We start from the raw sequence: 23142 nt of genomic DNA on the forward strand, positions 1-23142 counted from the left end.
TTTGCTATGTCAATAACTAATGAAACAGCAAAAGCTCATGCTAATGATCCAGCAGTCTGCTGTTGCAGATTTGAAGCAGGAACAGTAGTAGAGGCGGCAAATCTTGAAGATCCAGCTATATTCCCAGATTTAATTGATTCTGGTTTACTGGAAATTCCAGAAAATGCTCTAACAATTGGTCAGGCATTAGGTGCTACAATGAAGGAAACTTTAGATGCGCTTGGTACAATGACTACAGATAATATGGAAGGGTATTCTGAATTAGTAGAAGAAACTGAAGAGGATGCTGAAGAAGAAGCTGAAGAAGCAGTAGCTCCAGCAACAACTACAGTAGCAGCTCCATCTGCTTTAGGTGGAACAATAAAGATTCATATAGGTGAAGGTAAAGATATCAATCTTGAAATACCAACAGGAATCGCTGCAGCAGCAGGACAGGCTGGTACAATAGTAGAAGCAGCTCCAGCTGAAGAAATAGTTGAAGAAACTAAGCTAATAAGAAGTCTTACTAAGAAGCACTATAAGATAGAAAAGGTAGTATTCGGTGATGTAACTGAAATCAACGGAACTACTCTTACAATAAGACATCCAGAAGAAATATGTAAGGAAGCTGTAGATACTGAAGAACTTGTATATGACATGAAGTTAGATATAATAACTCAGGACAGATATGATGAATATTCAGAAGCAGTTCTTGACTTACAGCCAGTAGCAACTAAGGAATCAGGTGATCTTGGTGAAGGTGTTACTAGAGTTCTTGACGGTGTTGTAATGGTACTTACTGGTACTGATGCAAATGGCGTTCAGATAGGTGAATTCGGTTCTTCTGAAGGTGCAATGGATACAACAATGATGTGGGGTAGACCAGGTGCAGCTGACTTTGGTGAAATATTCATTAAGGGACAGGTAACAATAAAAGAAGGTACTAACATGGAAAGACCAGGACCTCTTGCAGCTCATAAGGCATTTGACTACATCACTCAGGAAATAAGAGAAGCTCTTAAGGCTGTTGAAGATGAATCTTTAGTAGTTGATACTGAAGAAATCAACCAGTACAGAAGAAGCGGAAAGAGAAAAGTAGTAATAGTAAAGGAAATAATGGGACAGGGTGCTATGCATGATAACCTAATACTACCAGTTGAACCAGTTGGTACTTTAGGCGCTAGACCTAACGTTGACTTAGGAAACGTTCCAGTTGTATTATCTCCACTTGAAGTATTAGATGGTGGTATCCATGCATTAACTTGTATAGGACCTGCTTCTAAGGAAATGTCAAGACATTACTGGAGAGAGCCATTAGTTAAGAGAGTAATGGAAGATGATGAACTAGACCTAGTAGGTGTAGTATTCGTTGGATCACCTCAGGCTAACTCAGAAAAGTTCTATGTATCTAAGAGATTAGGTATGTTAGTTGAATCTATGGAAGTTGACGGAGCAGTAGTAACTACTGAAGGTTTCGGTAATAACCATATAGATTTCGCTTCACATATCGAACAGATAGGTATGAGAGGAATACCAGTAGTAGGTGTATCTTTCTGTGCTGTTCAGGGTGCTCTAGTTGTTGGTAACAAGTACATGACTAACATGGTAGACAATAATAAGTCTAGACAGGGTATAGAAAATGAAATACTTGAAAACAATACACTAGCTCCAGAAGAAGCTCACAGAATAGTAGCTATGTTAAAGAACGCTATCGAAGGCGAAGAAGTTAAGCCTGCTGAAAGAAAGTGGAATAACAACGTTAAGTTGAACAACATAGATGCTATAGAAAGTGCTTTAGGAGTAACAATTCCTTTAGAAGATAATGAAACTACTCTTAACATGACTGAAAAGAGAAGCAGATTATACGAAAGAGAAGATATAGATGCTGGTACAGTTAAGGATACTTACACTCCAGTAGAAAGCAAGTAGTATATAATATTAAATTAAGGTTGTTCAAAGAGCTTTTTAGAAAGGGGATAACATGGAAGAAGATTTAAGATACATATCCTCAGAAAAATATTATGAAGGTGTCATCACCAATGTTGAAGGTGGCGCTGTGACTATAGATTTAAAAGGTAGGCTTGGACAATTTAAAATACCAAACAGAATGCTTATTACTGACTATAATCCTCAGGTAGGACATGAAGTTGGATTTATGTTAAGCAATCCAGAGGTATTACGTCCAGAACCTAATGAGGAATATTTGAGAAAAATAGTTAGTCAGCAAAAAGTAGAAGAAGAAAAGAAGATTGAAAATCTGACAAGACTTGAAAAAAAAATCTTAGAAAAAACAGCTATTTTAGCTGATTTAGAAAAAAAGATTAAAATTAAGGAACTTGAATCAGAAATTTAGATCGATTTTGAAGGGAGAGAAATACAATGAGTCGTAAGTTAACAACAGTTCCAGGACTTCAATCAGAGATATATGTTCCAATAACACCACCTCCAGTTTGGACTCCTGTTACAAAACCATTAAACGAAATGGTAATAGCATTGGCTTCAGCTGCCGGTGTACATATGAAGAGTGATGAGAAATTTAACCTAGCAGGTGATACTGGATTCAGAATGGTTCCAGATACAGCTACTCCAGCAGATCTTATGGTATCTCATGGTGGATATGATAACTCTGATGTAAATAGAGACGTAAACTGCATGTTCCCAATCGAAAGATTACATGAACTTGCTAAGGAAGGATTCATAAAGGGAGTTGCACCTTGTCACTACACTTTCATGGGTGGTGGTGGAAACCAGGATGCATTTACACACGAAACTGGTCCAGCAATAGCTGCCAAGTTAAAAGAAGAAGGTGTAGATGGCGTTGTTATGACAGCAGGCTGAGGTACTTGTCATAGAACTGCCGTGATCGTGCAGAGAGCAATAGAAGAAGCTGGTATACCTACAATAATAATAGCAGCACTTCCTCCAGTAGTTAGACAGAATGGTACTCCAAGAGCCGTAGCTCCATTGGTACCAATGGGTGCTAACGCTGGTGAACCAAACAACATAGAAATGCAGACAGGAATATTAAAGGCTACTTTAGAACAATTAATAGCTATTCCTTCAGCAGGAAAGATAGTTCCACTACCATTTGAATATCACGCTGCTATATAGTTAGCTGATAAGATTGGTTATGTTGAGAATATAAAGAAATAAAGAAATATAGAAACATAAAATTGTAAACTCATCCTCTATAGCAATGTAGGGGATGTAAGTTTACTATTTTGAAAATTGAGAATATTGTTTTTTATTCTCAATTGCTAATTTTATACCAAAGGTGGTCATATTATGGACGAGAAAATTCTCAGACGCCTTGTAATTAAGCCTTTTGCCATAAACAATGTTGAGTATGGTAAAAGATTCTCAATTAAAGGCGACGTTCTTGAAATTGTTCAAGAGAAAATTGATGAATTGAAAGCAGCTGATGATTTAATCAGTGATATAAAGTTAGAGATTATACAGCCTGGGGATTATGACAGGCAGATTAATACAATTATGGATATAATACCTATTTCTACAAAAGTCTTAGGAGATATAGGTGAAGGTATAACTCATACTTTGACTGGTGTCTGCGTAATGTTGACTGGCGTAGATGAAGATGGTAGACAAATGCATGAATTTGGATCATCTGAAGGTATACTTAGTGAGCAAATGATATTTGGTAAGAGGGGAACTCCTGATACCAAAGATTACATTATACATATGGATGTCACTATAAAGGGTGGTCTGCCTTTTGATAGAACACTTCCAAACGCTTGCTTTAGAGCCTGTGATAATTTTATTCAAGAAATTAGAAAAGCTCTAAAAATCGTTGATGGAAGAGCTGCAAGTGGTTCATATGAATATTTAGATAAAGTTTCACCAGGAAAAAAGAAAGTTGTATTAGTTAAACAAGTTGCAGGACAGGGCGCAATGTACGATAATCTATTATTCCCTGAAGAACCTAGTGGTTTCGAAGGTGGTACATCTATAATTGATATGTGTAATATGCCGATGATACTGTCTCCTAATGAATATAGGGATGGAATCTTGAGAGCATTAGTATAGGGGGTGTAATAATGGGTATAGGTCCTTCAACAAAAGAAACATCACTACATATGTTTAGAGATCCATTGATAGAAGTGATGGGTGAGGATACAGATGTTGATTTTGTCGGTGTAATCGTAGTTGGTACACCAGATGATAATAAATATAAAAACTTAGTTGGACAAAGAGCTGCTGCATGGTGTGAAGCTATGAGGGTAGACGGTGTTATTTTGAGTTCTGATGGTTGGGGTAATTCTCATGTGGATTATGCTAATACCTTTGAAGAGATCGGAAAAAGAGGTATACCAACGGTTGGAGTGACATTTAATGGAGTACAAGCTAAGTTTGTAGTAACCAATAAATATATGGACACAATTGTCGATATAAACAAGAGCAAAGAAGGCATTGAAACGGAAGTTGTTGGAGAAAACAATGTAGATGTAGTCGATGCAAGGAAGGCACTTGTATATTTAAAGTTTAAAATGCGTCAAAAATAGTTAATTAAATAATAAATTAGAAAAATTAATAATTTGATATAAATTAATAATTTAATAACATTAATTGAATGGAGGTACATAGTTATGAAATTTAGTAGAAGTATTCATGCAATCGATTCCCATACTGCAGGTGAGGCTACAAGAATTGTAGTTGGAGGTATACCAAACGTTGTTGGAAACTCAATGCCAGAAAAGAAACAATGGTTAGAGGATAATTTAGATTATCTTAGAACAGCTATAATGTTAGAGCCAAGAGGACATAATGATATGTTTGGTTCAATAGTAACTCAGCCTACACACCCAGAAGCTGATTATGGAATCATCTTTATGGATGGTGGCGGATACCTAAACATGTGTGGCCACGGAACAATAGGAGCTATGACTGTAGCAGTTGAAACAGGTATGGTAGAAGTACATGAACCAATTACTCATATAATACAGGAAGCACCAGCTGGAATAATAAAGGGTGAAGTATCTGTAGAAAATGGAAAAGCTAAGAAGGTATCATTTGAAAATGTTCCTGCATTCTTATATAAGGAAGATCAAGAAGTAGAACTACCTGGATATGGAAAGATTAAGTTTGATATATCATTTGGTGGAAGCTTCTTTGCAATAGTAAAGGTTGATCAGATAGGCGTTGAAATAGTTCCAGAAAATGCTGATATACTTAACAGATTAGGTATGCAGTTAAGAGACATCATAAACGCTGAAATACCAGTTCAGCATCCAGAAATGCCACATATTCATACAGTAGATTTAATTGAATGGTGGTCAGAAACTGATACACCAGGTGCTACTTTAAAGAACTGTGTTGTATTTGGACAGGGACAGGTAGATAGATCTCCATGTGGTACTGGTACAAGTGCAAAGCTTGCTACTTTATATGCTAAGGGTAAGTTCAAAATGGGAGAAAAATTCGTTTATGAATCAATCCTAGGAACAGTATTCGAAGGCGAAATCGTAGGAACTGCAAAGGTTGACACATTTGATGCAGTAATACCTAAGATAAGTGGTTCAGCTTATATAACTGGATTTAATCATTTTGTAATAGATGATACTGACCCAGTTAAGCACGGATTTATACTAAAGTAAGTTGCGTCAAAAATTACTTTACAAAGAAATTAATTATTCATAAATTAAGCTAGTTACTTAATTTATTTTGTTAGCGATTTAAAGGAAAAGTTATTTGGAATTAGTTATTTAATTAGGGGGGCTTCCCCCTGATTCTTTGTAAAATGAGGAGGAAATCGTTATGATTAAAGGACTTCAAATATTATTGTATGTAGCTTTTGTCGCTTATGCAATAATATTCTTTAGAGATATTTGGAAAGCTAAGAAGGAAGACAGATTAGAAGAAGAAAAAATTTGGAAGCCAGTAGCTACTGGTTTCATTACGAATTTCTTTGACACACTTGGTATAGGGTCATTTGCACCTACAGTTTTCTTTTTTAAAGCATTCAAGCACAATATAAATGATAAGCAGATACCAGCTACACTTAATGCAGCTGATGCTTTACCAGTTATGTTTGAGGCAATTATATTTATACAGGCAACTAATGTTGAACCTATAACATTGGTATCTTTGATAGCCTCAGCTGTGGTAGGTTCATATATAGGTGCTGGTATTATATCTAAGTTAAATGAAAGAAATATACAGCTGATTATGGGATTTGCACTTCTTGCATCAGCACTTTTATTCTTATTGTCAGTATTAGGAATTGTTCCAATCGGTGGAACAGCTTTAGGACTACATGGTGGAAAGCTAATAGGAGGAATTGTAATATTCTTCGTACTAGGTGCGTTGATGACAGCAGGTATAGGCCTATATGCTCCAGCAATGGTAGTAGTATATTCAATGGGAATGGATCCTTCAGCGGCTTTCCCAATCATGATGGGATCATGTGCACTACTTATGCCAGTTGCGTCTGCCAAGTTCGTTAAGGAAGATGCATACGCTAAGAAGAACGCTTTTATAATAGCAATAAGTGGTCTAGTAGGTGTATTTATAGCTGCGTTCTTTGTAAAGAGCCTAGCAACAGATAAATTAACAATATTAGTCATAATAGTTGTTACTGTTACAGCATTCATGATGCTTAAGGCAGCATTTACAAATAAGGGACCAAAAGAACCAAAAGTAAATTAATTTACTCAATTTATAATGAACATTAATGCCCTTGGAGGTATGTATCCTCTAAGGGCGTTTTTAATGAAAATATAAGTGTAATTTAAGGTGAAAAATATAAAAAAAATTATAAAATAAATATGGATGAATATTCTTCAAAAGACTGAAATTTCAATAAATATAGCGTTTGTAAATAAATAGACAATTGGCTATATTTAAGGCATTGTTATTTAAAAAACTATATAAAAATATTTGCTTAAATCATTGAATTTTTCTCTAATGAAATGTAAAATAGAGATGTATTAAAGATAGTAAAAGGAAGGGGAGAGATTCATGTCAGAAAATAAGTATCAAGGGATTATATTTTGTTTTTTAATGTCTATTCCAGCTTGGTTTTTGGGGAAAATGTTTCCGATAATTGGGGGGCCTGTATTTTCTATAATTATAGGTATAGTTGTCGGGACAATAATGAATGAAAAAAAAGAAAGATTTCAAGGTGGTATAAACTTTGTATCAAAGAAAGTATTGCAGTATGCAGTAATTTTATTAGGATTTGGTCTTAATTTGCAGATGATAGTAAAGGTAGGAAAGGCTTCATTACCTATAATAGTTTGTACTATTGCTACATCTTTAATAATTTCATACTTCTTGAGCAAGAAGATGAACATTCCACAGAAAATATCAATATTAGTAGGTGTTGGATCATCTATATGTGGTGGATCAGCAATAGCTGCTACAGCGCCTGTAATAGACGCAGATAGTGATGAAATAGCTCAGGCAATATCAGTAATATTTTTCTTTAACATAATAGCAGCTCTAATATTTCCTACAATTGGAGATTTGATTGGATTAAGCAATCAAGGGTTTGCGGTATTTGCAGGTACAGCAATTAATGATACATCTTCTGTAACTGCAGCAGCGTCATCTTGGGACAGTATGCACCAAACAGGAACAATGGTATTGGATGCAGCCACAGTAGTTAAATTGACTAGAACTTTGGCAATAATACCAATAACATTCTTCCTATCACTATACTACTCTAAGAAAGAGTCAAATGGTTCTACAGTAGGAGCTTACAAAATAAGTAAAATGATACCTTCATTTATATTATATTTTGTTCTTTGCTCAATTATAACAACGGTATTTCAATCTATGATAAGTAATGGTATAATATCAGGTGGCCTAGCTAATTTGATTCCAGAATTTTTCTCATTGATGAAAACAGTAAGTAAATTCTTTATAGTGATGGCAATGGGAGCGATAGGTCTTAATACGGACATTATTAAGCTAATAAAAACTGGTGGAAAACCGATATTACTTGGTTCATTCTGCTGGATAGGAATTATAGCAGTAAGTTTATTGATGCAAAAGTTCACTGGCCTATTGTAGGTATGGAGGATCGCATTTAATATAAAAAAGAAATACAAAACACACAAAACAAAACACACAAAACACACAAAACAAACGATTCATATTAACTTTAACAATTAATGTGAACTTTAGAATGGAAATATGTTTTATATTACCATTAACACCAAAACAACTACAAACATAGAAGGGAGTGAGGAAAGTATACCTTTGGTATACTGATGCACATGAAAAAAATAGGTATAATAGGAGCGATGGAAGAAGAGGTAAAAGAACTTACTTCAATGCTAGAAAACAGAAAAACTACAAAGATAGCAGGTCTATCTATTGAAGAAGGGGTTATTGAGGGGAAAGAAGTTGCTATAGTAGAATGTGGCATAGCTAAAGTAAATGCAGCTATGTGTACACAGATATTAATTAGTGAGTTTAATGTAGATTCAGTAATCAACACTGGGGTAGCAGGAGCTTTGTATGAAAAATTAAATATCAATGATATAGTTATCTCTACAGATGCTATAGAATATGATGTAGATGCTTCTCCATTAGGCGACCCTAAAGGGACTATACCTAGAATGAAAACTTCTGTGTTTACATCTGATGAGAGAATGATCAAGGCAGCATATGATGCCTTTCTTGAAGAGGATTTAAAATTCAAAGCCTACAAAGGCAGAGTAGTTACAGGCGATCAGTTTGTAGCTGATAATGAAACAAAAAGCATTTTAAAGAACGATTTTAATGGATATTGCTGTGAAATGGAAGGCGGAGCTATAGCTCATGTAGCCTATTTAAATGAAATTCCATTTGTTATAATACGTGCAATATCGGATAAAGCTGATAGTTCAGCAGATATGACATATGATGAATTTGTCAAAATAGCTGCCATAAACTCAAAAGATATGGTAGTAAATATGCTGAAGAGATTATAATAATTAAATAATTTTATAAAATTCTAAAAGCGTATATTTGATAGTTTTTTAAAAGTAAAATACTTTTCTGAAAATCAATATATAATTTCTATAGATTGATTATTAGGAGGGGTGTTTTATTTTTATGCGAATTCATATAGTCATATCCTTGCTTACAAAATATTTAGAGATTTTAGAAACAATTTATTTGGCAAAATAAATTTAATTAAGTTTAGTTTAAAAGGAAGGGTTAGAACAAAATGATAAAGGTATTACAGATATTACTATATGTTGCAGTAGTAGGATTCGCAATAATATTTTTCAAGGATATATTCAAGGCGAAAAAAGAGGATAATTTAGAAGAAGAAAAGGCATGGAAACCAGCTATAATAGGATTTTCTACTAATTTTTTTGATACATTAGGAATTGGTGCATTTGCTCCAACAGTATTTTTATTTAAAGCTTTTAAGAGTAACATAAAAGACAAGCAGATACCTGCAACTCTTAATGTTTCATGTACATTACCAGTGCTTTGTGAGGCTATAATATTTATACAGGCTACAAAGGTAGAACCATTGACATTAGTATCTCTAATTGCTGCAGCTGTAGTAGGATCATACTTAGGTGCAGGAGTAATAGCAAGAACTGATGAAAGAAAAATACAGATGATAATGGGTGTTGCACTGTTAATTTCAGCAGTAATGTTATTATTATCAACATTAAACGTATTACCAATAGGCGGAACAGCTTTAGGTCTTCATGGAGCTAAGTTAATAGTAGCAATAGTACTATTCTTTGTATTGGGTGCTCTTATGACAGCAGGTATAGGTCTATACGCTCCAGCAATGGTAGTAGTATATTCAATGGGAATGGACCCATCAGCAGCATTCCCAATCATGATGGGATCATGTGCTCTACTTATGCCAGTAGCATCTGCTAAATTCGTTAAGGAAGATGCATATGCAAAGAAGAATTCTGTAATAATATCACTTGCAGGTATAGTAGGTGTATTTATAGCAGCTTTCTTTGTAAAGGGACTTCCAATAGAAAAGTTAAAGGTATTAGTTATAATAGTTGTTGCAATAACATCATTCATGATGCTTAAGGCAGCATTTAAGAACAAGCCTTCTAATGATGAAGCGAGTGCAGAAATAGCATAGTATAAATTTTAATTTTATATTAGAAACTATATATTAATAGACATTTTATAGAAACTCAAACAATTGAGTATACTCTATCAAAATGTCTATTTTTTTATAGATAATTTAAGAAAGTAAAAATATAAAGTTAAATCAATAGTTAATATAAGATATTCGAATAAGTATGAAAACTAAATGTATAAAAACGTACTAAATAAACAATAAGAAAAAATGAAAGGTGCTTTAATTATATTTTAACAACATCACCTCTGTCAGAAATATTAAAATCTCCAGTATTATATACAAATGAGAACAATACACCAAAAGAAACAATGAATGAAATTGAAAGACTTAAGGCAAAAAATATAATAATAATTGGCGGAGAAAAATCAGTATCTAGTCAAATTAAAGATACACTTTCATCAAAGTATAAGGTTCAAAGAGTAGCAGGCAATAATAGGTTTGATACTTCAAATATTATAGCTAACATAGTAATGGACAAAAATCCATCATCTAAAAAAGCAATATTAGTATCATCGAATTCCTATTCAGATGCACTAGCTATTAGCTCTTTGGCAAGTAAGGAAAAAATGCCTATACTTATAACTGATGGAAAGAAACTTTCTAATGAAACAGAAAAATTCATAAAATTTAAACAAATAGAGGGTATAATTTATGCAGGAGGTAATTACTCAATATCAGAAAGCGTTCAAAAACAGGTTGAAAAACTTGGATCAAATAAAATTGCAAGATATGCAGGTAAAGATAGGTATGAAACAGCAGCCCAAATAGCTGTCGGGGTATGGCCAAATTCCGAATATGCAGTCTATGTAAGTGGTGAAAATCTATCAGATGCTCTGATAGCAAATTCTTTAGGAGCAAAGTTGAAATCACCAATATTACTTACTAAAAACAAGGAAATCCCTAACTCTATTAAAGATTTTGCAAAAAAAATCAAGTCTGAAAACAAAATAGTGGTTGGGGGAGAGAATACAGTATCAAAGCATGTATTTAGTATATTAAAAATATAGTAGCATCAAAAATTAAAATAAAATATAATAACACCAAAAACTAAAACAAATTAAAACAGAGTAACATTCTAAAAAGGAGTCTATAGATAGAAATTTATAGATTCTTTTTTTAGAATAAATTTTAAATATTATCTTGTATATATTTTTTTATCAAAAATAAGTTTGAAAATTAATTGAAGTGCTATGAACTCAATTTTGCTTGATATTGACACAAAATTTAAAGAAGTATATAATGAATTTAGGTAAAAGATTTTAATATATTATATAGGTTCTGCAATAACTATATAAGGAGAGAATGATATGAGTGAAGAAGGAAAAAAAGTAATATTCAGTGGTGTTCAACCATCTGGTCAAATGACATTAGGTAATTATTTAGGAGCTCTAAAGAGCTGGACAGATTTACAGCATGATTTTGAGTGCTATTTTAGTATGGTAAATATGCATGCTATAACTGTACCTCAAGATCCAGAAGTGCTTAGAAAGCAAACAATAGAATTGTTGGCACAGTTTATAGCGTGTGGTATAGATCCTGATTTAAATACAATATTTATACAGTCACATGTTCCACAACATGCAGAACTCAACTGGGTGTTAAGTACAATGACTTATATGGGTGAACTAAGTAGAATGACACAGTATAAGGATAAGTCAAAAAAGAGTGAGGCTAATCTAAATGCAGGTCTATTTACATACCCAGTACTTATGGCTTCTGATATACTTTTATATAAGGCTGATGTAGTACCTGTAGGGGATGATCAAAAGCAACATATGGAACTAGCTAGAGATCTTGCTGAGAGATTTAATAATAGATTCTCTGATACTTTTGTAGTACCAGAAGGATATTATCCAAAGGGAACAGCTAGAGTAATGAGTCTACAGGAACCATTAAAGAAGATGAGTAAGTCTGATTCTAATGAAAATGGTTATATACTTTTGGCAGAGGATGCTGATACTACAGCTAAGAAGATCAAAAAAGCAGTTACAGATTCAGTTGGAATAGTTAAGTATAACGACGAACAACCAGGTTTAAGAAACTTAATTAACATATATTCAGCTTTAACTGATCAGACTGTAGATCAAATAGTGGCAATGTATGAAGGTAAGGGATATGGAGCTTTCAAGAAAGAAATGGCAGAAGCAGTAGTAGAATCTCTTAGACCTATGAGAGAACAATATAACTATCTACTAGATAACAGAGACTATCTAGAAAGTATATATATAAAGGGAGCTCAAAAGGCAGAAAAAAGAGCAAAGGAAACTTTGGATTCAGTATATGATCAGATAGGTTTTGTAAGAAGAAATTACTAGGAATAAGTAATTTATAAGCGGCTTGATTTAAAAGTTTATAAATTCAATACTCGATATTCGTTATAAAAATATAAAAACAATTAAAAAATATAAAAAATAAAAGTATCGCAATTAGACCGATACTTTTATTTTTTATGGTATAATAATTTATTATGGACTATTATGCAATTACGATGAAATCAATGGTTTTATTGTAATTATGAAAACTTAAATGTAGATAAAGGAGTTTTTATGTACGAAATTTTTATAGTAATTTTAGTGTTGTTAGATCAGGTATCAAAGATTTTTATGCAAAACTTTTTAGAATATGGCAATAGTGTTGCTATTATAGATGGAGTATTTCACCTTACATACGTTGAAAACCGTGGAGCAGCATTTGGTTTGTTTGAAAATATGCAGGTTTTTTTCATAGTAATAGCAATCGTTGTAACTATAGCAGGACTTGTATATATACATAAAGTAAAAACATCTAAACTTGCCAATATATCTATTTGCTTAATTATAGCGGGTGCTATAGGTAATTTAATAGATAGGGTCAAGATGGGATATGTAATAGATTTTTTTGATTTTAGATTTATTTGGAACTATGTATTTAATATAGCAGACATATTTGTAGTTGTAGGAACTTTGCTACTCTGCATTTATTTGATAAAAAGTGGAAAGGAAGAAAATTAGTTTACAGTTAGTTTTAAGTAATTAATTTAAAATTTATTGTAAACAAGAAAAATATTATAAGTTATGGATTTTAAAATAGACAATAAAGAAAATATAGAGGCATCAAATCCATTTGCAGAAGAGATAGATGGATTTGTTGTAGAAGAGGATTCAGTGGGTAAGAGATTAGATCTTTTTACATCTGAACAGTATATAGATATCTCTAGAAGTAACATACAAAAGCTGATAAAAGAAGACAGAATTTTAGTGAACTCAAAAAAGGAAAAATCAAGCTACAAAGTGAGCTTGGGAGATTCAATTACAGTAGCTATGCCAGAACCAAAAGAGTTATTAATAGAAGCACAAAATATAGATATAGATATAGTTTATGAAGATGACGATCTATTGATAGTCAATAAATCGCAAGGTATGGTAGTACATCCAGCTCCTGGAAATCCAGACCAAACATTAGTAAATGCAATAATGTATCATTGCAAGGGGAAACTATCTTCTATAAATGGTGTTATAAGACCAGGAATAGTACATAGAATTGACAAAAATACATCTGGATTGCTGGTAGTTGCAAAAAATAATAATGCCCATAAAAAGCTTGCTGAGCAGTTTGCAGTTCACTCGATCACGAGAGAATATGAGATGATTTGCTCAGGTAGAGTGGATTGGGACAAAATAACTGTAGATACATCTTTAGGAAGAAATCCTAAAAATAGGCTGAAGATGGCAGTAGTTAAAAGTGGAGGAAAAAGAGCAGTCACTCACTTTGAAGTTTTGGAACATTTGCCAGGCTTTACATATATGAAGGCAAATTTAGAGACAGGAAGAACTCATCAGATAAGAGTTCATTCAAGCTATCTAAAACATCCGATAATAGGGGATAATCTATATGGATATCCAATTAAAAAATTTGCTCATCTAGAGGGTCAGATGTTGCATGCTAGAAAGCTTGGGTTTATACATCCGACAACAGGTGAATATATGGAATTCACTTCTGATTTGCCTGAGTATTTTAATAAAACATTGGACATAATAAGACACTTATAAAATCATATTAGGAGGCTCAACTGTAAAATGGAAAAGGCACAGATAATGGATCAAAAGGCTATGTCTAGAGCAATTACTAGAATAAGCCATGAAATTATAGAGAAAAATAAAGGTGTAAAAGATATTTATATAATAGGTGTAGAAACAAAAGGTACACCATTGGCAAATTTAATAGCACAAAAGATCGGTGAAATAGAAGAAACTAAGATAGCTTGTGATTCTATAGATATTACTAGGTATAGAGATGATATCACTCACGATAAAGTATTGGATACTATGGATGAAAACTTTAATCTAGATGTAGAAAATAAGACAGTAGTATTAATAGATGATGTTCTTTATACAGGAAGAACAATCAGGGCAGCGCTAGACTATATTATAGATAATGGAAGACCAAAATTAATACAATTAGCTGTATTAATAGATAGAGGACATAGAGAACTACCTATTAGGGCAGATTACGTGGGTAAAAATGTTCCTACATCAAAAAATGAGTCTGTGAAGGTAAAATTTGCCCAAGAAAATGAAGAAGGATCAGTTACTATTTGGGAGTAATACAAGACTTTACTTCTAAATATTAAACATGAGTAAATATAAAGATTTTATAGAATATATAAAGTATATAAAATCATAAAGGTGTGTGTTGACAATTGGAGTTTCAAATAAAAATACATACAATTAAATTATTGCTGGGAATTTAAATAATGAATATTTAAATTAATAAAGATATAATTTGAGAATTATAGTAAGCTTTGGCTGATAGAATAAAAGTATCTATTGGTTAAACTTTGAAAAGGCGGTTTTAACAATGGCATTTGATGGAATAGTAGTAAATTCTCTAGCAAGAGAATTAAATAAAGCTCTAGATGGATCAAAAATAGATAAGGTATATCAACCAGAAAGAGATGAAATTTGTCTAAAAGTAAGATCTAGAGAGGGAAATAAAAAGCTTGTAATAAGTGCAAGTGCATCTAACCCAAGAGTTTACTTGGCAGATAAGTATGAAAAAAACAATCCTAAAAAGGCTCCTGTATTTTGTATGACTTTGAGAAAGCATATACAAAATGGGATAATAGTTGCCATAGAACAGGTAGGCTTTGAAAGAATAATAAAAATATCAGTAGAGTCATACGATGAATTAAAGGAAAAGACTGTAAAAAATCTTTATGTTGAAATAATGGGTAAACACAGTAATATTATTTTAGTTGCAGAGAATGAAAATAAGATTTTGGACTCTATAAAAAGAGTACCTATAAGCATAAGTAGAGTAAGACAGATTCTCCCTGGCAATGAGTATGAGTTGCCACCAGTGCAGGATAAAATAAACCCTCTATCAAAAGTAGATGAGCTGGAACTTTTAAATAGAATGAAGTCTGAAAAAGGTGCAATATTTAAAGCAATATATGGAAATGTATTGGGAATATCACCTTTGATAGCAAAAGATATTTGCTTAAGAGTTGGAATAGATAAGTCTAAAAATGTTGAGGATATCGTGTTAGAAGATTCAAGAAAAATATCTAATGAAATAAATAGTATTTTTGATGATTTAAAAAATCATAATATAGAGCCAAACATAGTAATAGATGAAAAAAAAGATAAGATTATTGAATTTAGTTCTATAAGATTGAAACAATATGAAGATCTAACAGAAATAAAAAAAGATACAGTTTCTCAAGCAATAGAAGATTATTATTTGACTAAAGATAAAAAAGAAAGAATAAATCAAAAATCTTCTAATATGAAAAAAAATATAAGTCTTAAATTAGAACGTATAAACCATAAGCTTGAAAAGCAAGCAAAAGAACTAAAGGATTCAGAAAAGGCAGATGAGTATAAGGTAAGAGGGGAGCTTTTAACTGCATATATTTATATGGTAAAGCAAGGAATGGAGTCTATCAAACTCGCAAACTTCTATGATAATAATGAAGAAATAGAAATTAAATTAAGGCCTCATTTTACACCTTCAGAAAATGCACAAAAATACTTTAAAAAATATAATAAATTAAAAAATGCTACTGAAGAGCTTACAAAACAGATCATAATAAATAAAGAAGAAGCAGAGTATCTAGAAAATACACTTTTGAGTATTGAAAACTGTGATAATGAAAAGGAATTAAAAGAGATAAAAGAAGAGCTTATGAGAGAAGGATATATAAAGACTTACAAAATGCCTAAGAAGAATAATAAGCCTGGAACTAATATCATGAAATATGTATCTTCTAATGGAAACCTTATAATGGTTGGAAAAAATAACAAGCAAAATGATTATCTAACTTTGAGGTTAGCAGATAATGAAGATCTATGGTTTCATACAAAAGATATTCCAGGATCTCATGTTCTTTTAAAGGTTGGAGGCAAGAAATTTGAAGAAAGTGAAATACTAGAAGCGGCAACTTTGGCAGCTTATTATAGTAAGGCAAAGATGTCTGAAAATGTTCCAGTAGATTATACTAGTAAGAGAAATGTTAGAAAACCAAGTGGAGCAAAGCCAGGTCTAGTAATTTATGAAAAGAATAAAACTATGTATGTTACTCCTTCAGATGAAGCAAAGGCAAAAATTAAGAAGTTTGAAAATCTTGATGATCTAGGAGAAGAGTAATGTTTTTTAAAAATAGTTATGCTTATAACATTTATTATGAAGACTTTGGAAAGAAAGAAGACAAAGCAATAATATTTTTACATGCGTGGGGATCAGATCATAATGATTTTAAGTATGCATCAGAAAATCTAGAGGGATACAGAAGAATCATATACGATCATAGAGGATTTGGACAGTCAGATAAGCCAAATGAAAATATGTCTTTAAGACATTTAGCTAATGACTTAAAAGAATTGATTGAATACTTAGAGTTAAAAGATGTAGTATTGGTTGGATATTCTATGGGAGCTTGCGTAGTGTATAAATATCTTCAGATATATGGAGAGGACAAAATTTCATCCATAGTTATTTGTGATATGACCCCAAAGGTTGTAAGCGATAAGAAGTGGAAGTATGGAGTGATGGGTGGAAGGTTTGGTGAGAAAGAATTTCTAGATAGCATAGCAAATCAGTTTGATGATATGCATGATGCTTATTTGAAGATGTATTTGGATATCAACCCAGAGTTAAAGGGAAGAAATAATGATGCATTAAAAAGAATAATAGAATCAGATCTAAAAGGAAACTCTTTTTATTCGATTACATCGATGTGGTTTTCTATAGGATATGAGGATTTTAGAGACACTATCAAGAAAATAACACTTCCAACAGCTCTATTTTTTGCAAATCCAGGATCTTTAGTTAATCCTGAAACAGTAAAATATTTGGAAAATAATATAAAAAACACCTATACTTGTTTATTTGAAAAGAGTTCTCATAGTTTTGTAAATTATAAGCCAAAAAAATTCACAAGAGAGCTAGAATTATTTTTAAAAACCTTAAAATGATAAAATTTTATGTTATAATAAAAGGTACGGTAATAATATAATTGAATTGGAGAATGAATATGGCAAAGAGTATGACAGGGTTTGGCATTGGCGAATACAAAAATGATAGTTATAATGTATCTGTAGAATGCAAGGCCATTAATCACAAGTATTTAGATATCAATCCTAGATTGCCAAGAAAAATATCTTTTTTAGAAGACAAGTTGAGAGCTTTGGTAAAGGACTATCTAAGTAGGGGAAGAATTGATTTATTTATCAAGTTTGAGACAGTAAAATCATCTGGTGTCAAATTACAATACGATGATGAATTGGCATCTCAGTACTATGATATTCTAAGAAGAATTAAGAGAGATTTTGATATAGAGGATGATCTAAATGTAACTGATATAGCAAAGTTTCCTGATATAATCACAGCTTCAGAATCTGAAGAAGATGAAGAATTACTATGGGATATGTTATCAGAAGCTGCAGAAATTTCTTTAAAAAAACTTTGTGAGATGAGAGTTTTAGAAGGAGAAAAGCTAGAAGAGGATATACTAAATAGAACTAATATATTAGAAAATTCTATTTTGGATATAGAGAAGTATTCTGATAATGTAGTAAAAGAGTATAAGGATAAGTTGAATAATAAGATTAGTGAAATACTAGAAGATCCTAGTGTAGTTGATGAGTCTAGGTTAGCACAAGAAGTTGCTATTTATGCAGATAAGTCTAATATCACAGAAGAGATTGTAAGATTTAAGAGTCATATTGTTCAATTGAGAAATACAGTTAAAAAAGATGATACTATAGGAAGAAAAATGGACTTTTTGATTCAAGAAATGAACCGTGAAGTAAACACTATAGGATCTAAATCTTCTAACATAGATATAACTAATTTGGTTATAGATATTAAGGCAGAGCTAGAAAAGATTAGAGAACAGATTCAAAACATTGAGTAGCTATGGGAGGAAATAATGGGCATAAAGAAAAGAGGACTTTTACTTGTAATTTCTGGTCCTAGTGGTGCAGGAAAGGGAACTATATGTAAAGAGCTTATGAAAGTAAGTAAGGAACATATGAGATTATCAATTTCTGCAACGACTAGAGCACCTAGAGATGGAGAGAAAGAAGGAATTAATTATTTTTATAAGAGTATGCAAGAATTTGAGAGTATGATCGAGGAAGAAGAATTCTTGGAGTACGCCAAAATTTATGACAACTATTACGGAACACCACGTAAAGCTATATTTGATGAATTAGATAAAGGCAATGATGTGATTTTGGAAATAGAAATGCAAGGGGCGATGCAGATAAAAAAAGCATACCCAGAAGCAGTTTTTATATTTATACTTCCACCAAGTTTATTGGAATTAAAGCATAGAATAGTTGGAAGAGGAACAGAAACATTTGAGCAGATAGAAAAAAGATTTGGAAGTGCCTATAATGAAATCAAGTTGATTGGCGATTATGATTATTTTATATTTAATAATGTGGTAGAAAAATCAGTTGCTGATATAAAAAATATAGTGGGTGCAGAAAAGAACAAAGTGGGAAGATACAAATTAGAAGTATTAGAGATGTTTGAAAAGGAGATAAAAGAATGTTAAAACCATCATTAAATGACATAGTAGAAAAGATAGAGAATAGATATTACTTAATAGCTACTGTATCTAAGAGAGCGAGAGAAATAGTGGATGGAGATGCTCCTTTAATAGAAGTTGATCCGACTGACAAGCCAGTAGTGGTAGCAAGTGAAGAAATAATAGCAGGAAAAGTAGGATATAGACTTCTTACAGACGAAGAAATAAAGGCAAAAGATATAGCTCATAAGCTAGAACAAGAAAGAAAGCTTTTAGAACAGGAATAAGATTAAATAGTAAAGGATGAATTGATGACAATGCTAAATAATAAGACTATTGTTGTAGGAGTAACTGGAGGCATTGCAGCATATAAAGCATGTGATGTTGTGAGTAAATTAAAGAAATTGGGTGCTAATATTCATGTAATAATGACAAAATCTGCTAAAGAATTTGTCTCCCCAATGACTTTTCAGACTTTGAGTAATAATTTTGTTATCGATGATATGTTTGAAGAACCCAAAACTTGGGAAGTTGAACATATTGAGTTGGCCAAAGCCGCAGATTTATTTTTGGTAGTTCCAGCAACTGCAAATTTTATAGGTAAGATTGCAAATGGAATTGCTGATGATATGCTCACTACTACTGTAATGGCAAGAACTTCACAGTTGGTGATTGCTCCCGCAATGAATACAAATATGTATAACAATCCTATTGTACAGGATAATATTGCCAAGCTTGAAGCTTATGGATGTGAATTTATAAATCCAGCATCAGGGCTATTGGCATGTGGAGATGTAGGTGCAGGAAAGCTAGAAGACACTGAAAAAATAGTAGAATATGTTGAAAATTATTTTGATAATATGGCAGTGGACGATAATAAAAAAGATTTAGAAGGTCTCAATATACTCGTAACTGCAGGTCCTACTATAGAATCAATTGATCCTGTAAGATACCTAACTAATAGATCAAGTGGCAAGATGGGATATTCAATAGCTCAAAGGGCAAGCAAAAGAGGTGCTAATGTAATATTGGTATCTGGAAAAACTAATATAGAAAAACCAAAGGAATTATATAAATACATAGAAATAGAAAGTGCTGATGATCTATATAGAGAGATTTTAGCAGAGTTTTCTGAGTGTGATGTTGTAATACAAAGCGCAGCAGTAGCAGATTATAAGCCAAAGAGTTATTCTGATAGAAAAATCAAAAAAAGTGATGGAGATCTTGTAATAGAGTTATCTAGAAATAAAGATATAGCTCAAGAACTTGGTAAAATAAAGGATGGAAAAGTATTGGTCGGATTTGCAGCAGAAACCAATGATATTTTGGAAAATGCTTCGAGAAAGATTAAAAAGAAGAATCTAGACTTTATAGTAGCCAATGATCTTACAAAGCAAGGAGCAGGCTTTAGCTCTGACACGAATATCGTTAAGATAATCGGTGCAGATGGAGATGTCTGTGAGTATCCAAAGCTTTTAAAAACTGAAGTTGCAGATGTAATATTGGATAGGGTATCAAAGATTTTGAGTCAAAAGAAATAATAAATTAGTTTTCTAAGGGGAGAGTTGAGGCTTTTCCCTTTTTTAAAGGAGGTGCTTTGTGTGTATACAGATGTAATATTGCGATCTAAGGGAAGATTCGCTGATATGCTTTTTACATATGAGGTGCCTTCTCATATGTTGGAAGATATAAAGATAGGACATAGGGTCAGCGTACCATTTGGACGCTCTAATAAGCCCACAGAAGCTATAGTCGTAGGTCTTAAAAAAGAATTGATTGACTATAAATTTGACCCTAAGAAAATAAAAGAAATAGATGATATATTAGATGAGAGACCATTTCTCAGTAAAGATAAGATTAGACTACTGTTTTGGATGAGAAATAGATATATGTGTACTTATGCAGATTGTCTATATCTATTTTATCCAAAAGGCTACAGTTTTGAAACAAAAAAAGTTGTTCAAATAGATACTATAGAAGATGAGTTTGAATTAGAAACTGATGAAAAAAAATTAATAAATACTATTCGTATAAATTCAGATTCAATTGAATATAAGCTTTTAACTGAAATATATACTAAAAAATTGATTTCAGATATGAAAAAAAAGAAGCTTATAAAAATACTATGGACTTATGAGGATAAAAAAAATGAAAAATTTATTAAATATATTTCTTTAGACGGAAAAAAAGAAGATGTGGATAAAAAAATTGCGGACAATAAATATAGATTAGGTCACAAGCAAGAGGACATCTTGGATTTTCTTAAAATAAATGAAGAAGTCGAGCAGCAGTCATTGATGCAAATATTAGGTATTTCAACAAATACCATAAAAAGTTTGAAATCTAAAGGACTAATTAAGGTAGATGAAGTAAAGTATTATAGAAAAATAGAAACTAAATTGAAGTACGAAAACAAGGATATTAAACTTAATTTGGAACAAGAAAATGTTCTAAAAGAAATGATAAATGGAATAGAAAATGGAAACAAAAAACCATTCTTACTTCACGGTGTTACTGGTAGTGGTAAAACGGAAGTTTATTTAGAGCTTATTCAATATATGCTAGATCAAGGTTTAGATAGTATATTTTTAGTACCTGAAATTGCTCTTACTCCACAGACAATTGCTAGAGTAAGAAATAGATTTGGAAATATAGTTGGGGTTTTTCACAGTATGCTATCAGAAGGTGAAAAACATGATGTCTTTAGAGAAATAAAAGAGGGAAATATAAGAGTAGTAATAGGGACAAGATCTGCACTTTTTCTTCCATTTCAGACATTAGGATTAGTAGTAATTGATGAGGCTCATGAAATAAGTTATAAGTCAGAGATGACACCGAAGTATGATTCAATAGAAGTCGCTAGATATATGGCATATAAGCAAAATGTGTCAGTGGTTTTGGGTTCGGCAACACCATCAATATCGGATTATTATAGAGCAGAAAATGGAGATTATCAACTACTTAAGCTATACAAAAGAGCAAATCAGATGAAGCTTCCAGATATAGAAGTAGTAGATATGAGAGATGAGCTACATAGTGGGAATACGTCTGATTTAAGTAGAAAGCTACTAGAGTCTATTGAAAAAACAGTTGAAGATAAAAATCAAGTAATTCTCTTTTTGAATAGAAGAGGTTATTCAAACTTTGTTACTTGTAAAGATTGTGGGTATGTATTTAAATGTAGTAGGTGTGATATATCCCTTACTTATCACAAGTATAATAATAAGGGAATATGTCATTATTGTGGGATGGAAAAAGAAATTCCAAATGTATGTCCAGAATGTGGGAAAAACCATATAAGTTCTTTAGGTGTAGGAACAGAAAAAATTGAGGAACTTTTAAAAGAAAGATTTCCGGATTACAGAGTTCTTAGAGTAGATAAGGATACCACATCAAAAAAAGGTGAATTAGAAAAAATATTGAATACATTTAATTCTCATGAGGCAGATATTTTGATAGGAACTCAAATACTTAGCAAGGGACACGATTTTAAGGATGTTACACTTGTAGGTATTATATCTGCAGATATGATGCTTAATTACCCTGATTACAGGGCGTTTGAATCAACATTTCAATTGATTACTCAGGTATCGGGAAGAGCGGGAAGATCAGATAAAGAAGGTCATGTAATTCTTCAAACTTATAATACAGATCATTATGCAATACAAAGGGCTGTAGAACATGACTATGAAGGATTCTATAATGATGAGATAAAGATAAGAGAGATATTTGGATATGAACCATTTAATAATATTATAAGAGTTGTATTTTCAGGAATAAATTATTCAAAAGTAAGAGAAAATGCTAATAAATTCTTTATGACAGTTGAATATTTAATGAAGTCACAAGATATTTTAGTAGAAAACTCAATCTTGGGACCAAATGAATGTTCTATAAATAAGATAAATGATAAATACAGGTGGCAAGTTATTGTAAAAGATAGATTTATAGATGTAAAAAAACTAAAATCTATGATAAAATACATTTGTATTAACAAGTTTGATGAAATATTTGATCAAGATATTATCATCAATATTGAACAAAATCCGAATAGTTTTATATAAAAAAA

At 32.0% G+C, this 23142-nt stretch carries 21 protein-coding genes and 1 pseudogene; all 22 read left to right on the forward strand.

Annotation, left to right across the window (positions count from 1 at the left end; translation table 11 throughout):
- Window positions 1-6 precede the first annotated feature (6 nt).
- The 22 genes and pseudogenes from prdA to priA all read left to right on the forward strand — a co-directional run bounded on the left by prdA (window position 7) and on the right by priA (window position 23137).
- Window positions 7-1908 (forward strand): D-proline reductase (dithiol) proprotein PrdA, encoded by a 1902-nt coding sequence (gene prdA, locus RR561_RS04750; protein WP_332506397.1) that lies wholly within the window; start codon window positions 7-9, stop codon window positions 1906-1908.
- Window positions 1909-1960: 52 nt separating this feature from the next.
- On the forward strand, window positions 1961-2332 hold the full coding sequence (locus RR561_RS04755; protein ID WP_332506399.1) for a CBO2463/CBO2479 domain-containing protein: 372 nt from the start codon (window positions 1961-1963) through the stop codon (window positions 2330-2332).
- Between the two features lie 26 nt (window positions 2333-2358).
- Window positions 2359-3090, forward strand: a complete 732-nt coding sequence (prdB, locus tag RR561_RS04760) for a D-proline reductase (dithiol) protein PrdB (protein WP_332506401.1) — start codon at window positions 2359-2361, stop codon at window positions 3088-3090.
- A gap of 174 nt (window positions 3091-3264) precedes the next feature.
- The gene (gene prdD, locus RR561_RS04765) at window positions 3265-4023 is read left to right on the forward strand and encodes a proline reductase cluster protein PrdD (RefSeq protein ID WP_332506403.1); all 759 of its coding nucleotides are present in this window, start codon (window positions 3265-3267) and stop codon (window positions 4021-4023) included.
- An 11-nt stretch (window positions 4024-4034) separates the two neighbouring features.
- Entirely contained in the window at window positions 4035-4499 is a 465-nt protein-coding gene (locus RR561_RS04770) for a glycine/sarcosine/betaine reductase component B subunit (RefSeq protein ID WP_332506405.1), read from the forward strand.
- An 84-nt stretch (window positions 4500-4583) separates the two neighbouring features.
- Window positions 4584-5591, forward strand: coding sequence for a proline racemase (locus RR561_RS04775; RefSeq protein WP_332506407.1), 1008 nt, complete (start codon window positions 4584-4586; stop codon window positions 5589-5591).
- A 160-nt stretch (window positions 5592-5751) separates the two neighbouring features.
- On the forward strand, window positions 5752-6642 hold the full coding sequence (locus RR561_RS04780; RefSeq protein WP_332506409.1) for a sulfite exporter TauE/SafE family protein: 891 nt from the start codon (window positions 5752-5754) through the stop codon (window positions 6640-6642).
- 312 nt (window positions 6643-6954) lie between these two features.
- Window positions 6955-8010, forward strand: coding sequence for a YeiH family protein (locus tag RR561_RS04785; RefSeq protein WP_332506411.1), 1056 nt, complete (start codon window positions 6955-6957; stop codon window positions 8008-8010).
- A gap of 206 nt (window positions 8011-8216) precedes the next feature.
- On the forward strand, window positions 8217-8915 hold the full coding sequence (locus RR561_RS04790; protein ID WP_332506413.1) for a 5'-methylthioadenosine/adenosylhomocysteine nucleosidase: 699 nt from the start codon (window positions 8217-8219) through the stop codon (window positions 8913-8915).
- A gap of 239 nt (window positions 8916-9154) precedes the next feature.
- Complete coding sequence (locus tag RR561_RS04795; RefSeq protein WP_332506415.1) at window positions 9155-10054, forward strand: sulfite exporter TauE/SafE family protein; 900 nt, start codon at window positions 9155-9157, stop codon at window positions 10052-10054.
- A gap of 230 nt (window positions 10055-10284) precedes the next feature.
- A complete protein-coding gene (locus RR561_RS04800; RefSeq protein WP_332506609.1) occupies window positions 10285-11064 on the forward strand; it encodes a cell wall-binding repeat-containing protein in 780 nt (259 codons plus the stop codon).
- A gap of 300 nt (window positions 11065-11364) precedes the next feature.
- On the forward strand, window positions 11365-12372 hold the full coding sequence (gene trpS / locus RR561_RS04805; RefSeq protein ID WP_332506416.1) for a tryptophan--tRNA ligase: 1008 nt from the start codon (window positions 11365-11367) through the stop codon (window positions 12370-12372).
- A 228-nt stretch (window positions 12373-12600) separates the two neighbouring features.
- A pseudogene (gene lspA, locus RR561_RS04810) lies at window positions 12601-13047 on the forward strand (signal peptidase II); the annotation flags it as partial.
- Between the two features lie 63 nt (window positions 13048-13110).
- Window positions 13111-14085 (forward strand): RluA family pseudouridine synthase, encoded by a 975-nt coding sequence (locus RR561_RS04815; RefSeq protein ID WP_332506418.1) that lies wholly within the window; start codon window positions 13111-13113, stop codon window positions 14083-14085.
- A gap of 27 nt (window positions 14086-14112) precedes the next feature.
- On the forward strand, window positions 14113-14640 hold the full coding sequence (gene pyrR, locus RR561_RS04820; protein ID WP_332506420.1) for a bifunctional pyr operon transcriptional regulator/uracil phosphoribosyltransferase PyrR: 528 nt from the start codon (window positions 14113-14115) through the stop codon (window positions 14638-14640).
- Between the two features lie 253 nt (window positions 14641-14893).
- Window positions 14894-16684 (forward strand): Rqc2 family fibronectin-binding protein, encoded by a 1791-nt coding sequence (locus tag RR561_RS04825; RefSeq protein WP_332506422.1) that lies wholly within the window; start codon window positions 14894-14896, stop codon window positions 16682-16684.
- Window positions 16684-17511 (forward strand): alpha/beta fold hydrolase, encoded by an 828-nt coding sequence (locus tag RR561_RS04830; RefSeq protein ID WP_332506424.1) that lies wholly within the window; start codon window positions 16684-16686, stop codon window positions 17509-17511. Before RR561_RS04825 ends, RR561_RS04830 begins: the two co-directional genes overlap by 1 nt.
- Before the next feature lie 59 nt (window positions 17512-17570).
- Window positions 17571-18452 (forward strand): YicC/YloC family endoribonuclease, encoded by an 882-nt coding sequence (locus tag RR561_RS04835; protein ID WP_332506425.1) that lies wholly within the window; start codon window positions 17571-17573, stop codon window positions 18450-18452.
- A 15-nt stretch (window positions 18453-18467) separates the two neighbouring features.
- Window positions 18468-19100: a guanylate kinase gene (gene gmk / locus RR561_RS04840; RefSeq protein WP_332506426.1), complete on the forward strand. Its 633-nt coding sequence runs from the start codon at window positions 18468-18470 to the stop codon at window positions 19098-19100.
- Window positions 19094-19360: a DNA-directed RNA polymerase subunit omega gene (rpoZ, locus tag RR561_RS04845; protein ID WP_332506427.1), complete on the forward strand. Its 267-nt coding sequence runs from the start codon at window positions 19094-19096 to the stop codon at window positions 19358-19360. Before gmk ends, rpoZ begins: the two co-directional genes overlap by 7 nt.
- 30 nt (window positions 19361-19390) lie before the next feature.
- The gene (gene coaBC / locus RR561_RS04850; protein ID WP_334309593.1) at window positions 19391-20614 is read left to right on the forward strand and encodes a bifunctional phosphopantothenoylcysteine decarboxylase/phosphopantothenate--cysteine ligase CoaBC; all 1224 of its coding nucleotides are present in this window, start codon (window positions 19391-19393) and stop codon (window positions 20612-20614) included.
- A gap of 60 nt (window positions 20615-20674) precedes the next feature.
- Window positions 20675-23137 (forward strand): primosomal protein N', encoded by a 2463-nt coding sequence (gene priA, locus RR561_RS04855; RefSeq protein ID WP_332506429.1) that lies wholly within the window; start codon window positions 20675-20677, stop codon window positions 23135-23137.
- The last annotated feature ends 5 nt before the right edge of the window (window positions 23138-23142 follow it).

The organism is Peptostreptococcus sp. (assembly GCF_036639115.1).
Taxonomy (GTDB): Bacteria; Bacillota; Clostridia; order Peptostreptococcales; family Peptostreptococcaceae; genus Peptostreptococcus.